Source organism: Paenibacillus sp. N22P23 (assembly GCF_059383735.1).
In genome coordinates this window covers 233,243-246,795 of the sequence record NZ_JBXENT010000003.1, presented here as the reverse complement: position 1 = coordinate 246,795, position 13,553 = coordinate 233,243, and the positions used below count along the sequence as shown (strand labels likewise).

16 protein-coding genes are annotated in these 13,553 nt (G+C 43.5%); all 16 read left to right on the top strand.

What is annotated here, in order from left to right; all coding sequences use genetic code 11:
- Positions 1-196 precede the first annotated feature (196 nt).
- The 16 genes from AC506A_RS16470 to AC506A_RS16395 all read left to right on the top strand — a co-directional run bounded on the left by AC506A_RS16470 (position 197) and on the right by AC506A_RS16395 (position 13,531).
- Complete coding sequence (locus AC506A_RS16470; protein ID WP_495462098.1) at positions 197-820, top strand: 5-formyltetrahydrofolate cyclo-ligase; 624 nt, start codon at positions 197-199, stop codon at positions 818-820.
- A 2-nt stretch (positions 821-822) separates the two neighbouring features.
- Entirely contained in the window at positions 823-1,290 is a 468-nt protein-coding gene (gene moaC / locus AC506A_RS16465) for a cyclic pyranopterin monophosphate synthase MoaC (protein WP_495462097.1), read from the top strand.
- Between the two features lie 145 nt (positions 1,291-1,435).
- Positions 1,436-1,930, top strand: coding sequence for a MogA/MoaB family molybdenum cofactor biosynthesis protein (locus AC506A_RS16460; RefSeq protein ID WP_090983463.1), 495 nt, complete (start codon positions 1,436-1,438; stop codon positions 1,928-1,930).
- Entirely contained in the window at positions 1,927-2,958 is a 1,032-nt protein-coding gene (locus tag AC506A_RS16455; protein ID WP_495462096.1) for a molybdopterin-binding protein, read from the top strand. The genes AC506A_RS16460 and AC506A_RS16455 overlap by 4 nt, the downstream gene beginning before the upstream one ends.
- A 105-nt stretch (positions 2,959-3,063) precedes the next feature.
- Positions 3,064-3,297 carry a twin-arginine translocase TatA/TatE family subunit gene (locus tag AC506A_RS16450; RefSeq protein WP_090983462.1) on the top strand — a complete coding sequence of 78 codons (234 nt, stop codon included), beginning with the start codon at positions 3,064-3,066 and terminating at the stop codon, positions 3,295-3,297.
- Positions 3,298-3,436: 139 nt separating this feature from the next.
- On the top strand, positions 3,437-4,177 hold the full coding sequence (tatC, locus tag AC506A_RS16445) for a twin-arginine translocase subunit TatC (RefSeq protein WP_495462427.1): 741 nt from the start codon (positions 3,437-3,439) through the stop codon (positions 4,175-4,177).
- A 217-nt stretch (positions 4,178-4,394) separates the two neighbouring features.
- Complete coding sequence (groES, locus tag AC506A_RS16440) at positions 4,395-4,676, top strand: co-chaperone GroES (RefSeq protein ID WP_090983460.1); 282 nt, start codon at positions 4,395-4,397, stop codon at positions 4,674-4,676.
- Between the two features lie 141 nt (positions 4,677-4,817).
- Positions 4,818-6,455: a chaperonin GroEL gene (gene groL / locus AC506A_RS16435; protein ID WP_495462095.1), complete on the top strand. Its 1,638-nt coding sequence runs from the start codon at positions 4,818-4,820 to the stop codon at positions 6,453-6,455.
- Positions 6,456-6,825: 370 nt separating this feature from the next.
- Positions 6,826-7,470, top strand: a complete 645-nt coding sequence (locus AC506A_RS16430) for a tyrosine-type recombinase/integrase (protein WP_495462094.1) — start codon at positions 6,826-6,828, stop codon at positions 7,468-7,470.
- Between the two features lie 853 nt (positions 7,471-8,323).
- Positions 8,324-8,542, top strand: coding sequence for a stalk domain-containing protein (locus AC506A_RS16425; protein ID WP_495462426.1), 219 nt, complete (start codon positions 8,324-8,326; stop codon positions 8,540-8,542).
- Between the two features lie 32 nt (positions 8,543-8,574).
- Positions 8,575-9,300 carry a stalk domain-containing protein gene (locus AC506A_RS16420; protein WP_495462093.1) on the top strand — a complete coding sequence of 242 codons (726 nt, stop codon included), beginning with the start codon at positions 8,575-8,577 and terminating at the stop codon, positions 9,298-9,300.
- Between the two features lie 388 nt (positions 9,301-9,688).
- On the top strand, positions 9,689-10,219 hold the full coding sequence (locus AC506A_RS16415) for a recombinase family protein (protein ID WP_495462092.1): 531 nt from the start codon (positions 9,689-9,691) through the stop codon (positions 10,217-10,219).
- A 399-nt stretch (positions 10,220-10,618) separates the two neighbouring features.
- Positions 10,619-11,194 carry a hypothetical protein gene (locus AC506A_RS16410; protein WP_495462091.1) on the top strand — a complete coding sequence of 192 codons (576 nt, stop codon included), beginning with the start codon at positions 10,619-10,621 and terminating at the stop codon, positions 11,192-11,194.
- A gap of 488 nt (positions 11,195-11,682) precedes the next feature.
- Positions 11,683-11,823 carry a hypothetical protein gene (locus tag AC506A_RS16405; RefSeq protein WP_495462090.1) on the top strand — a complete coding sequence of 47 codons (141 nt, stop codon included), beginning with the start codon at positions 11,683-11,685 and terminating at the stop codon, positions 11,821-11,823.
- A gap of 986 nt (positions 11,824-12,809) precedes the next feature.
- The gene (locus tag AC506A_RS16400; RefSeq protein ID WP_495462089.1) at positions 12,810-13,454 is read left to right on the top strand and encodes a nuclease-related domain-containing protein; all 645 of its coding nucleotides are present in this window, start codon (positions 12,810-12,812) and stop codon (positions 13,452-13,454) included.
- The gene (locus AC506A_RS16395; protein ID WP_495462425.1) at positions 13,454-13,531 is read left to right on the top strand and encodes a topoisomerase DNA-binding C4 zinc finger domain-containing protein; all 78 of its coding nucleotides are present in this window, start codon (positions 13,454-13,456) and stop codon (positions 13,529-13,531) included. The genes AC506A_RS16400 and AC506A_RS16395 overlap by 1 nt, the downstream gene beginning before the upstream one ends.
- Positions 13,532-13,553: the final 22 nt, after the last annotated feature.

Here is a 13,553-nt window from a genome sequence, read left to right as displayed (position 1 = left end):
CCAAATAAGTTGAATTCCTATACGTTTTAGTGTACATGAAAAAGACGCATAACGCGACAATGTTCATGCCTTTAGACGCCGATTTGGGATGCCTTCGCCTTATTGGCGAAATCTGGGCAACAGTGGTAAACTAAATAACAACTATGACTGAAACTTACGCCATTGCGGCCAATAAGAGGCAAAGCGGTGACCATGAATGAGTCAATCGGAGAAGAAAACAGCCCGTTTATCCGCGACTAAGAAGCGCGACAGCTACCCTGAACAACTGCGTTTGGCATGGTCCGACACGGCCTGCCAGCGTGCGGTAGAGTGGCTGCAGGCTAGACCAAGCAAGGCGGTCCGCAGCGTAATGGTTTATATTCCATTTCGCTCGGAGCTTGATCCCACCTTGCTCATTGAGTGGTGCTGGCGCAAAGGAATTGAGGTTGCTGCGCCACGGTGCATTCAAGCAAGCCGCGGAATGGAGCTGTACCGGCTGCGGGCTTGGGATGAACTTATGCCGGGAGCCTATGGCATCAAGGAACCTGATCCTCAGGCTGCACAGCGCTGCGAACCGGATTTTATGCCTGACATTGTGTTTGTACCGGGACTTGCTTTTGATAAGCGCGGCGGCCGTTTAGGATATGGAGGCGGTTATTATGACCGTTTTTATGAGCGAATGAGAGGGCTCGCAGCGAAGTCAGGCAGATCGATGCCCGAGTGGATCGGTTTAGGGTATGAGGCGCAGTGGATGGAGGATGAAACTCCCATTCCTATGGATGATCATGATGCCTATGTGGATGCAGTCATTACTGAACATGGGCTAACAAGGAGGCGCTAGGCGTGGATTTGACGCATTTCAACGAACAAGGGCGCGCGCGGATGGTAGATGTGTCCGATAAGGAGATCACTTCCCGCATTGCCGTCGCGCGTACGACGGTTACGATGGCACCGGATACATTATCTCGCATTAAAGCGGGAACAATCGGCAAGGGGGATGTGCTGGCCGTTGCACAAGTAGCTGGCATTATGGCTGCGAAGAATACGTCGAATTGGATTCCGATGTGTCATCCGCTTCCTCTGACCGGCGTAAACCTTGCTTTTACAGATAATGGCAAGGATGAACTGTACATAGAAGGAACGGTCAAGACCACCGGCAAAACCGGTGTTGAAATGGAAGCTCTAACGGCTGTTTCAGCAGCTGCGCTGACGGTGTACGATATGTGCAAGGCGCTGCAGAAGGATATGGTGATTGGACCAACCATGCTTACAGAGAAGAGCGGCGGCAAGAACGGCGATTATAAGCGATAAAACGATAGAGCGTGAAATGAAATGATGTGCCGAATTCAGCGCGCAGCGTCGTACTTCCGCGACGCGAGGAATAAAGTTAACGGCATTTAGGTTTCATGCTGTACATGACATATCTTTTTCGAAAATGTGAACGGGGGAGAAGCTCATGCGGTGGAAAGTGGCGTTGTTGACAGCCAGCGACAAAGGATCGCGCGGCGAGCGGGAAGATACCAGTGCACAGGTGATCCGGGAACTGGTGGAAGAGGAGCTTAGCGGCGAAATTGTCGATTACCGAATTGTACCTGACGAACAGGATGAAATAATGGCTGCTCTTATCGAAATGACGGATTATTTTCAAGCGGATCTCGTGATAACGACAGGCGGAACAGGACTTGCTCCGCGCGATCTAACACCGGAAGCCACGATGAAGGTCATCGACCGTTTCGTGCCCGGACTTGCGGAAGCGATGCGAATGGGTGCGATGCAGCGTACGCGGCGGGCAATGCTCTCGCGCGGTGTGTGCGGCATTCGAGGACGCTCGCTCATTATCAATTTGCCGGGTAGTCCCAAAGGCGTGCATGAGAATTTGATGGCCATCATGGATCAGCTGCCTCACGCACTCAATATTCTCTCTGGGCGAATGGGGGAGCACAACGAATGACGAAGCCGAAGAACGGGACTATATTGAAGGAAGTGCCGGTTCAAGAAGCGATTGGCCTGCGGCTCGCTCATGATTTGACTCAGATTATTCCCGGGCAATTTAAAGGCAGATTGTTTAAAAAAGGTCATGTTATTGAAGAGAATGACATTCCGAAGCTCCTTGATATAGGCAAGGAGCATATTTATATTATGGAGCTTGGCGAAGATGAGCTTCATGAAGATGACGCGGCACGGCGAATGGCGGCAGCACTCCAATACGAAGGGCTGCAGCTGTCGGAGCCTCATGAGGGTAAGGTAGCGGTGAAGTCTGCGCTTGATGTGCCGGCCATTGCCGAGATCGATCCAGCAATCGTGCACGCGATCAATGATTTAGGAGAAATCGCCCTGGCTACTTTGCGCACGCATGCAGTCGTTATGCCCGGAGGTCAGCTAGCCGCGACACGCGTCATTCCGCTCGTCGTGCCGGAGGCGAAAGTGCAGGCGGTGGAGGAGCTGATCCGCAGCTACCGCGCGCAGCATGAAGGGCAGTCGCCGCTGCGACTTAAGCCGCTGCGCAAGTTTAGAATTGGGCTCTTAACGACAGGCGGAGAGGTGTTCTCCGGCCGTATTGAAGATAAGTTCGGGCCTGCTGTACGGCGCATCGTGGAGTCACTTGGCTCCGAAGTGATCGAGCAGCGATTCGCTCCGGACGAGCGCCATATAATTGTCAAGGAAATACACTACTTGCTGCAGCAGTCCTATGATATGATAGTGGTAACAGGCGGGATGTCAGTTGATCCCGACGACCGCACACCTGCTGCAATTGCAGAGTCTGGTGCAGAAATTGTCAGCTACGGAACACCGATGCTTCCGGGATCGATGCTGCTTATGGGGTACTTGAACGGCATTCCCATTATGGGACTCCCAGGCTGCGTCATGCATGATCCTTATACTTCGTTTAATGTGCTATTGCCGCGTATCTTGGCAGGCGATACCATCACTAGAGAGGACATTGTCTCCATGGGCTATGGCGGCTTACACGGCTGCTAACCTTTTGCGCGAGAGATGTTCCACTGCGAAGCTTACTATTTTCTTCTGCTTGTTTGAGCGGAATTCCGAGTGTGTGCTATTTAAATTAAAGGAGGTTAACTAACCATGTTTAGTGGAATTGGCGTAACAGGATTTCTACTCATTGCCCTTGTCGCTTTATTGTTGTTCGGACCGAATAAGCTGCCTGAGCTTGGACGCGCATTTGGCCGTACGCTGAAGGAATTTAAAGCCGGTGCGAAGGACATCATGGAAGACGATGATGATCGCAACCGCAAGCCAGTGAGTCGGGTTGAAGTCAACCGCGATGAGCAAAAAGACGAAAAGCGGCTCCCAGAGTAAGTGGGGCCCGCTTTTTTTATGAGTGATGACTTTGAGTCAAGGCGGTACAAGCCGTATACATACATGAGAAGAGGTGAGCGTAGCGTTGGTTGAAAAAGATGAAGCGGCCGAGAAGGAATCGGCACGCGGCGATCAGTTAATGACCTTGTTCGACCATATCGGCGAGCTTAGGAAGAGAATTATTATTATCCTTGTCATCCTCGTCATCGGGATGATTATCGGGCTCTTCTTAGCAAATCCGGTATACAAATTCTTGCTGAACCAAGAACCGGTAAAGGGCATGAAGTTCTATGCCTTCTCCTTGTGGGACGGTATTGGCATGTACATGAAGTTTGCCCTTGTCATTGCCCTCATCTTCGCCTTGCCGGCAACTGCATATCAGCTGTGGGCTTTCGTTAGGCCGGCGCTAGGCCGCAAAGAGCAGCGAGCTGCTCTTATGTTTGTTCCGTTTGTGCTAATCATGTTTTTAATCGGCTTAGCCTTTTCTTATTATGTAGTGTTTCCGATGGCGTTTAATTTTACGACCGATGTAGCGAAGCATTTGAACCTCGAAGAGAACTACGGGATCATTCAATACTTTACGTTTCTGTTTAACATCCTCATTCCGATTTCGCTGCTCTTCGAGCTCCCGATCGTCATTATGTTTCTCACGCAGCTGCGCATTGTGAACCCGAAGCGACTGAAGAAAATGAGACGTCTGGCGTATTTCTTACTGATCATCGTGGGAATCATTGTGACGCCGCCGGATTTCATATCTGATGCCTTAGTGGCTGTTCCGCTCATCCTGCTCTATGAAGTAAGCGTGATGCTATCGAGCGTTGTCTATCGGAAACAATTGAAGGCTGCTCAAGCTTGGGAAGAAGAGTACGGTGACAAATAAGAAAGTCGGCGAAAGCCGGCTTTTTTTGTATGCTGTGCATGGGTGATGGCCGTATTCCCCCAAGAATGGAATGTAAAAATCATATAAATTGCGTGCGAGAGACTTGAAATCTGCAATCAAAATCGGTATGATTAGAAATGTTATTAGCACTTGATGATTGCGAGTGCTAACGGGACAAACAATTTGCAGCATTAATATCAAAAGGAGGCTATTTTTCATGATCAGACCTTTGGGTGAGCGCGTATTGATCGAACCAATCGCGAAAGAAGAAACGACTGCTAGCGGCATTTTGTTGCCGGAAACAGCTAAAGAAAAGCCGCAAGAAGGCAAAGTAATCGCTGTAGGCAGCGGAGCGGTTAAGGACGGCGTACGTATTGCGCTTGAAGTTAAGGAAGGCGACCGCGTATTGTTCTCCAAATATGCAGGTACCGAAGTGAAATACGAAGGTAAAGAGCTTTTGATTATGAAAGAAAGCGACATTCACGCGATCTTGGGTTAAGCCTTCGTGCTAACTCCACATACATGTAACGCTTTTTAACATTTTCTATAATGTCTAAGGGAAGAAACTTACTACGCCTTCTAAAGGATGGCGACAGCCGTTTCTTCTTGCTTAAACTAATTATTCGGGAGGTTACTTACGATGGCGAAGGAAATTAAATTCGGCGAAGACGCTCGTCGCGCAATGCTGCGCGGTGTTGATGCTCTTGCAAATGCCGTTAAGGTTACACTTGGTCCTAAAGGCCGCAACGTGGTGCTTGAGAAGAAATTCGGCAGCCCATTGATCACTAACGATGGTGTTACCATCGCGAAGGAAATCGAGCTTGACGATGCATTCGAGAACATGGGTGCACAGCTTGTTAAAGAAGTTGCTACTAAAACAAACGATGTTGCCGGTGACGGTACAACGACAGCTACCGTTCTTGCTCAAGCGATGATTCGCGAAGGCTTGAAAAACGTTACTGCTGGCGCTAACCCAATGGTTATCCGCAAAGGTATCGAGAAAGCTGTTCGTGCAGCAATTGAAGAGCTGAAAGTAATTGCTAAGCCAATCGCTGGAACAGAGTCGATCGCACAAGTTGCTTCGATTTCTTCCGCTGACGAAGAAGTTGGCCAACTGATCGCTGAAGCAATGGACAAAGTCGGCAACGACGGCGTTATCACAGTTGAAGAATCCAAAGGCTTCGTAACGGAGCTTGAAGTGGTTGAAGGTATGCAGTTTGACCGCGGTTACCTCTCCCCTTACATGATTACAGATACAGATAAAATGGAAGCTGTCCTGGACAACCCATTCATTCTGATCACGGATAAAAAAATCTCGAACATTCAAGAGATCCTTCCGGTTCTTGAGAAAGTAGTTCAATCCGGCAAGCAATTGCTGATCATCGCAGAAGACGTTGAAGGCGAAGCATTGGCAACATTGCTCGTTAACCGTCTGCGCGGTACATTCACTTGCGTAGCTGTTAAAGCTCCAGGCTTCGGCGACCGTCGTAAAGCAATGCTTGGCGATATCGCTGCTCTGACAGGCGGCCAAGTAATCACAGAAGAGCTAGGCCTTGAGCTGAAAGCTACTACTGTTGACCAACTGGGTACAGCTCGTCAAATCCGCGTTACCAAAGAAAACACAATCCTTGTTGACGGTGCTGGCAACAGAAAAGACATCGATGTTCGCATCGGCCAAATCCGTGCGCAGCTGGAAGAAACAACTTCCGACTTCGACCGTGAGAAGCTGCAAGAGCGTCTTGCTAAACTTGCTGGTGGCGTAGCGGTTATCAAGGTTGGCGCAGCGACTGAAACCGAACTGAAAGAGCGTAAACTGCGCATCGAAGATGCCTTGAACGCTACTCGCGCAGCGGTGGAAGAAGGTATCGTTTCCGGTGGCGGTACTGCACTCGTGAACGTATACGCAGCAGTTGCAGCAGTAAACGCAACAGGCGATGAGAAAACAGGCGTAAACATCGTGCTTCGTGCTCTTGAAGAGCCGGTACGCACAATCGCGGCTAACGCGGGTCAAGAAGGCTCCGTTATCGTTGAGCGTCTGAAAAAAGAAGCAATCGGAGTAGGCTACAATGCAGCTACAGGCGAGTGGGTTAACATGTTCGAAGCAGGTATCGTTGACCCTGCTAAAGTAACACGTTCCGCTCTTCAAAACGCAGCATCCGTTGCAGCTATGTTCCTGACGACTGAAGCAGTTGTTGCTGACAAGCCAGAAGCTAACAAATCAGGCATGCCTGATATGGGCGGCATGGGTGGCATGGGTGGCATGGGCGGCATGATGTAAGGCTTTCGAGCCTTGCATTGGAGAAATAGTGAAAGCTATTTTTCACTCCTATTGAGAACTGGTTATGTAAAAAACTTTTTTCTAATGAATAGACTACTTCCTAATTCCAAGGAGGTAGTCTTTTTTATGTTATTAAGGATAACAGAAGCTTCAAGAATACAACTCAGAAGAACATTAGAAACTATAAGACCATGCTTGGTGAGTTTGTGGAGTATTGTATTAGTCATGAGGTTGTGAGGGTAGAGGAGATTACTTATATCATGTTCGACAACATCTTATGGAATGCCAAGAGCGCGGGAATAAGGCAGGCTCTATTAATACCAAACTAATGCGAATTAGAGCATTCATGAACTACATGGTGGAATGCGAAGTGATTACAAAGAGTCCTGCACAACGAGTGAAAGTGCAAAAAGAAGATGTGAAGATTAATGTTTTTACTGATGAACAGATACGTCAAATGTTGAATTTCTACAGACGCATTAAGCAACGAGAAAAAAGTTTTGTTGCTTATCGGGACTACATGATGATAGTCACTATACTTGGGACTGGCATTAGGCGTGGTGAAATAATTAATCTGAAGTGGTCAGATATTGACTTTATTAATCAAACAATTAGTGCATTTGGGAAAACCAGAAGAAAAGATACGCTTCCGATAACTGATAAGCTGTCAAAAGAGTTATCAGCTTATAGAAGTTTTTGTAAGCAACATTGGGGAGACATAAGCGATTTTGTGTTCGTGAAGCGAGATAATACCCAAATGACTGAGAATGCGCTGATGTTGATTTTCAGGTATCTTGGACAAAGGATGAACTTTAAGGATGTGAGGGTATCTGCTCATACCTTTCGTCATACATTCTGTCATCGTTTAGCCATGTCGGGAATGAGTGCTTTTGCGATTCAAAAGTTAATGCGATATGAAAACATTACTGTTACGATGCGTTATGTTGCAATGTGGGGCAATGAGCTTAGGCTGCAGAATCAAAAGTTTAATCCTCTAAACGATTTGGATATATAGGATGTACGGTGACGGGGATATGCTTCTCAAAATCGCTTGAACGCACCTAAAAACTCGCCCACAAACATGGACGAACAAACAACAGCCCTTGTAAGGTGCAAAGCGCTCAGAGTAGCTGTAAGCTTGTTTTGGGATACGGTAAAGATGGACGTGCCTAGAAAGAAGCCCGCACAGCGTAAGGGTGAAGTTAAGGGTAGTAGATCGATTAACTCTATGAAAAGACACAACAAAGCTAATAAAACATTAGCGAATCAAGCATAAATTTTACATTTGTTCCCAAGTGCGATACAATACTATTATAGGTGATGGAGAGAACGCCAAGATTCGGGGCGTTCTTTTTCGTCGTTTTGAATATCTAAGAGGGTTAATACCACATCAGAAAGTTGTCCTGCAGGCGATATCTACTAACAGTATCATATTAACGACTCATATCTATACGACGTTTTTTCATATAAAATCGATTTGGTCAATCGTTAAGCAGCCGTAAATGAGCTGCTTCATTATTTTGGCTTGGCGTTAATAGAGGGATAAGCGTCTTAGTTGGACTTCGGAATGCCTGTTGACTTAAAATGACAAACCATTGCTCAATGTCAGTGTATAGCTTCAGTACTCTTTTAATGATACTTGCATCCAGTGTAGGTATGTCCATATGAGTACCTTTTTAGCTAATAGCACCGAAAGGAAGATCGATACTAAGGGAAGAAAACATATTGCGTTGATAATGATACATAATGTATCATTAGGATATAAAACAGAGAGGATGCTAAATATGGTACAACTGCGTTAAGCATTGAAATCACAGGGAAATAGGCAACGTGGTTCAAATTCTAATAACCTAACATTTTCTACAATTGTGCCATTTAAAAGCTTGCTAAAGGCAATGGGTTTTGAAGTTTTCTATAATCCTAAAGATAAGACTATTGCCGCTGTAAGCACAACAACAACCATTAACCTTACTATCGGGTCTAAACGCGCTTGGCTTAATGGCGTAATGAAGGCAGTTCCCGTAGCGCCCGAAGTCATTATTATAACCTCAATCAACGGCAGGGTAGAGGCTAGCTCCAAGAGGTAATTTAAACAGCATCATTCGGGGGAGGGAATCATATGCGTATCAAAAAATTCGGTAAAATCGCAATCATGACGTTAATTCTAGGGGCAACATTCGCAACAGGTGTTTCGGCTGCTAATACTTGGGGAACGTTCAAGGGATATCCGATCATCCGTCTATTCGTTGACGGCGACCAAGTAAGAGGTAGCGTGCCTGCCGTGATTATCGATGGCACGACGATGGTTCCACTAAGGGTTGTCTCTGAGACGTTGGGACAAATGGTTCAATGGGATCAAGATAATCAAACGGTTTATGTCAGAAAGGTCTACGATACACCTGCACCTGCACCTGCACCAACACCAACACCAACACCAACACCAACACCAACACCAACACCAACACCAACACCAACACCAACACCAACACCAACACCAACACCAACACCAACACCAGCACCAGCACCAGCACCAGCACCAGCGCCAAACACCAATAATGGATTTGACATCGGTGGTCTTAACTATTATATGGATAGCGCCGGACAAGTTCACGTCACAGGCGAGATTACGAATAACACAGATCATGATATTGAGTCGGAGTACGGGACTGGCGTAGTGTTTACTATCAAAGTCACGTTCTATGACGCATATGACCGAGTCGCGGGATCGGGAATTAAGACGTATTACGATAAGTTAGCCCGAGGATTTTCTTTACCTTTCAATGTAGTGAGTTTTAATGTTCAAAATTCAGCAGTAAGGTACGTGTTAAGTGTCACCATAGAATAAACGAACCTGCTCTGCTCTTAACCTGGTCTAATCTAACTTCAACTTAGCTTTAGCTGCCCAACTATTCATTCAACAGACACTTCATCCATTTACTCATCGCAGTGTTCTTTGTTTAACAAAGACCCCTTCATCATGAAGGAGACTTCATCGCAGCAAATCATCTGTTAATTGCTGCTGAACAAATTGCGAATCAGGTGATTGGGTTGGAGTGTTTATTGTTGAGTCCTGCATGAACCTGACCAATTGAATGGTCTAAAAGTTTGAACTATTGAACAGTTCAATAATTGGTGCAGAACTCTATTACTTTTGTTCTTAAAATCGTCCAAAAGATAGTTTAGAATTAAATGTACAGAAGATAGTTAACTTTTGTACGAATGGGGCGATTACATTGGCTAAGACAATCGGGTACGCTAGAACGGCTACAGTAGGTCAGGACAACGGACTGGAGACACAGCTACAACTACTGACTGATGCAGGATGTGCTTACGTCTTCAATGAGCAGGTGACAGGGACGAGCACTGAGAAACGTATTGAACTAAAGAAGGCAGTAGCATCATTGGTATCTGGTGATACACTGGTTGTAACCAAGATAGACCGTCTAGCACGTTCCATCATCGACTTAAACAATATTGTCAACGATTTGCTTGCTAAAGGTGTCAATGTGCGCTTCTTAAAGGACAATTTGCACTTTGAATCTCTTGAGAAGCCAAGTCCTATGCAGTCTCTAATGTTTAACATGCTGGGGTCATTTGCAAAGTTTGAACGTGACTTAATTGTAGACCGTACCACAGAAGGTAGGGAACGTGCAAAAGCTAAAGGAACTCATATGGGAAGACCAGCAAAGGATACTAACCTTATTAAACGTGCTTTAAAGCAGTATTCTGAACGTGAAACAAATGGTCTGAGTTTAGTGAGATAGTCAAAGCTACGGGCATACCAAAAAGCACACTGTACGCTGAGATTAAGAAGCTGGAGAAAGATCCCGTTAGCAAGCCCTCCAAGTGAGGGCTTTGTTTTTTGTTTGGGGGCAATAACTATTTTTGCGTAAGAATGTCTCTTTGAGGAGAAGTGAAGTGTTGAAAAGTGAGTATCTGACGTTAAATGAAAGGTTTTATTTACAAGGAACAACGGATGCTTTATTATAATGATACATAACGTATCTTTCTTTTGTTGAAATTGCCATCTTCTGTGTTGGATTCAAAATTTCATGTGAAAAGTTTAGTATGATAACCAAAAGAAGCGCTTTGTCCCAACGAGTAGAAAAAACACAGAGAAATCCATGTAAAAGTTGAGGAATATGAAGCTGGGGGGAGTAGCTTTGTTTTCAATGAAAAGATGCTTATTGTTTCTTGTAATCTTGATTTCTTCTACAGGAGTTATTGGATGTAGTTCAGTAACTAATAGAACAAACCACAATACAACTGCATCATCAGAATCGAAAACAGAACCTCCTAAAAAAGTACAAGAACCACTGCAAGTTAACATTGAAATGGATTACAAAATAATCTATACACTGGATTCGAAACGATTTGATGGTGGTAAAAATGTATATGTTTTAACTGAACCTTTAGATTTAAAAAAAGAAGGATTCAAAGAAGAAATTAAATTAATTATCAATAAATTAGTGAAAGAGTATGGAAGTAAGACTTCAATCGATTTTCATGATAATAAAAAGTCACTTGAACTAAGTTATAAATTATATGGTGACATGTCTTTAAATAGAAAATTAACTCAAAGTGAATTAGAATTGCTGAATATTCATCATATTGCAAGCTTTTCAGGAGATTTAACTACTGGATTGTTTATTAATACATTAAGTTTCTTTTCTGAAACAGGTTCTGACCATAATATTGTCGGGGAGTTCGTAGAGACATTGGAATACAACCCAACTTGAGTGAGGACATAAAGTTAGAAGCCTTCAATACCTGACAACAAGGTATAGCTACACGAGAATTTGATGTAATTATTGATAGTATCAAAACCTCATAGGTGTATGTAAGCTAACGCTCAACAGAGAAGTGGCTAAACGCAACTCAGCAAAGAAGTCTTCCTAGTGAGGGCTTTTTATTTTGAGGCTTTTATATTTAGTAGAGTATAGGGACGGGGGGGGGGGTACTAAATCTGCGGTTTTTGAGATGCCAATGAGTAAGGGCACATCAGCCCGGCGAGAAAGCTGAAAAGTCAGATATTTACTTAATGATTTGAATATGGTAATGATGAAATATCTATTATTCCGTATTGAACGGAGTTGATCTTGTGACATGTAATTTTCTACTATATAGATTAATAACAAGAAACGGAGAGGCTAATCAGCCTCTCCGTTTTTCTTTTTATTAAATTAAGTTAGGTATTTTATCTTACATTCTGAAAGGAGGTGATGATATGAGTGGTAATAGTTTTATTGAAAAACTAAGATTAAGTTCAGAACGACGAGTAAAGCTAGAGAATCAGTTATTGACTATGGTTCAGACATTAATTCCTGAGGAAGAGTATGGTTTTTGGTTTGATACCTTTTTCTATTGACGGAAATGAATGATCACGAAAGCGACCACCATGCAGTGTTCGTAGCGAAGACAGAAGTGCATGTTGATTGGATTTACATAAAATATAGTGATCTCCTATGCAAAGTCCTGAAAGTGATAACAGGAAATGAATATACCTTAGAATTACTCGTATACGATGAAGATATTTCATATTGAGAGGTGATTATAAATGAACTTTGAAAAAAGTTTGGTAGAGGGCTTCATTTGCTGATACCGTCCCTACCGCCAGTAAATCCTCAAAATTTATTGGTTGATTTCATCCTAGAAACTCTTAATGATGTGAAAGCAAGATGTAACACAAAGGAAGAAGCTGTTGAAGAACTTTTATCTTCACTCAGAAATTACTTAATGAAAAATTATGACTCGCGTGTATGAAGGGGTTAGTCATTCTATAATTGAAAGCCTAGACCCAACAATATTAGGTACTCGTCCACCTCTATTAAACTGCCATAGTTGTTGTAAATAATGGAAAAATTCGTGCCTATAGTCTGATTTTATAATGTTGCTTGGTTTAGGGTGCTTATTCTCCCAATTCTTATAGAAATTTCTGAAATCTGCTTCGATTAAATAAAGTCCGCAAGAATTTTTGAACCACCGTAATCTCTCAAATATGGAATGAGGAATATTGGATAGGTAGAATTCAAACTGATGCTGCTTATCTTTGAAACCCTCTAGTATATCTTTTCCAGTCTCATGGCATATATAGTCTAAGCCCTGTTGATATGAACTAAATGCATCATTAATTGACTTAAAACGCTCCAAACTTACCACTCCTTAGTTTGTAATTGTTTTCAAGTTAATTATAGATTATCTTTAATGAATAAAATGTCATATTGAGGTATAAATAAAAAATATATTTGTCGAAAGGCGATTTTCATTCAAGAATAGACAGATGTAACATAAAATAAAACATTACAAACATAAGAAAAAACAAAAAAATGAATATTTTTTAGGGGGTAAACTTATATGATTTATGTAATTGCGCTTCTACTATTAATACTCTTTGCCATCAGTAAATCTCCAAAACTCAAAGGCATCATTGGTGAAAAGTCAGTTGTACACAAATTAAATAAGCTGGATAAAACCAAGTACATAACGCTACATGACCTTACAATACCTTCAGTTTCAGGCAGAACGACACAGATAGATCATGTGGTAGTATCTGTCTATGGAATCTTTGTGATAGAAACGAAAAATTATCGTGGTTGGATTGTAGGTGATGAACGGTCTGAATACTGGACACAGGTAATCTACAAACGCAAAGAGAAATTATTTAATCCTCTGCGACAAAATTATGGACACATACAAGCGATTGCTTCAATGTTTCCAGATGGCAGTAAGCTACCGCTTGTTGGCATCGTCAGTTTCAGCGGAAGGGCAGAGTTAAAAGTGAAGACTACTCAGAACGTTGTGTATGCTTCCAAACTGGTTCGAACGATTGAGAAATATGATCAGATTGTTCTTAGCATGGGACAAGTAGAAAATATTGTAGAGGTATTGAGGTCAAGCAAGGTAGTCGGTAAGAAGGTAAATAGAGATCATGTGAGGGCAATCAAAGAGGTGGCTGCTGCAAAGCAGACGATGGTGAAAAATAATGTGGGAATGACCTAGTGGAACGGTCAGGGAAGTATGGCAAGTTTAAAGGGTGTAGTGGTTATCCTAAATGTAGGTACATTAATAAGGAGTAGAATACACCACTTTACTGGAAGT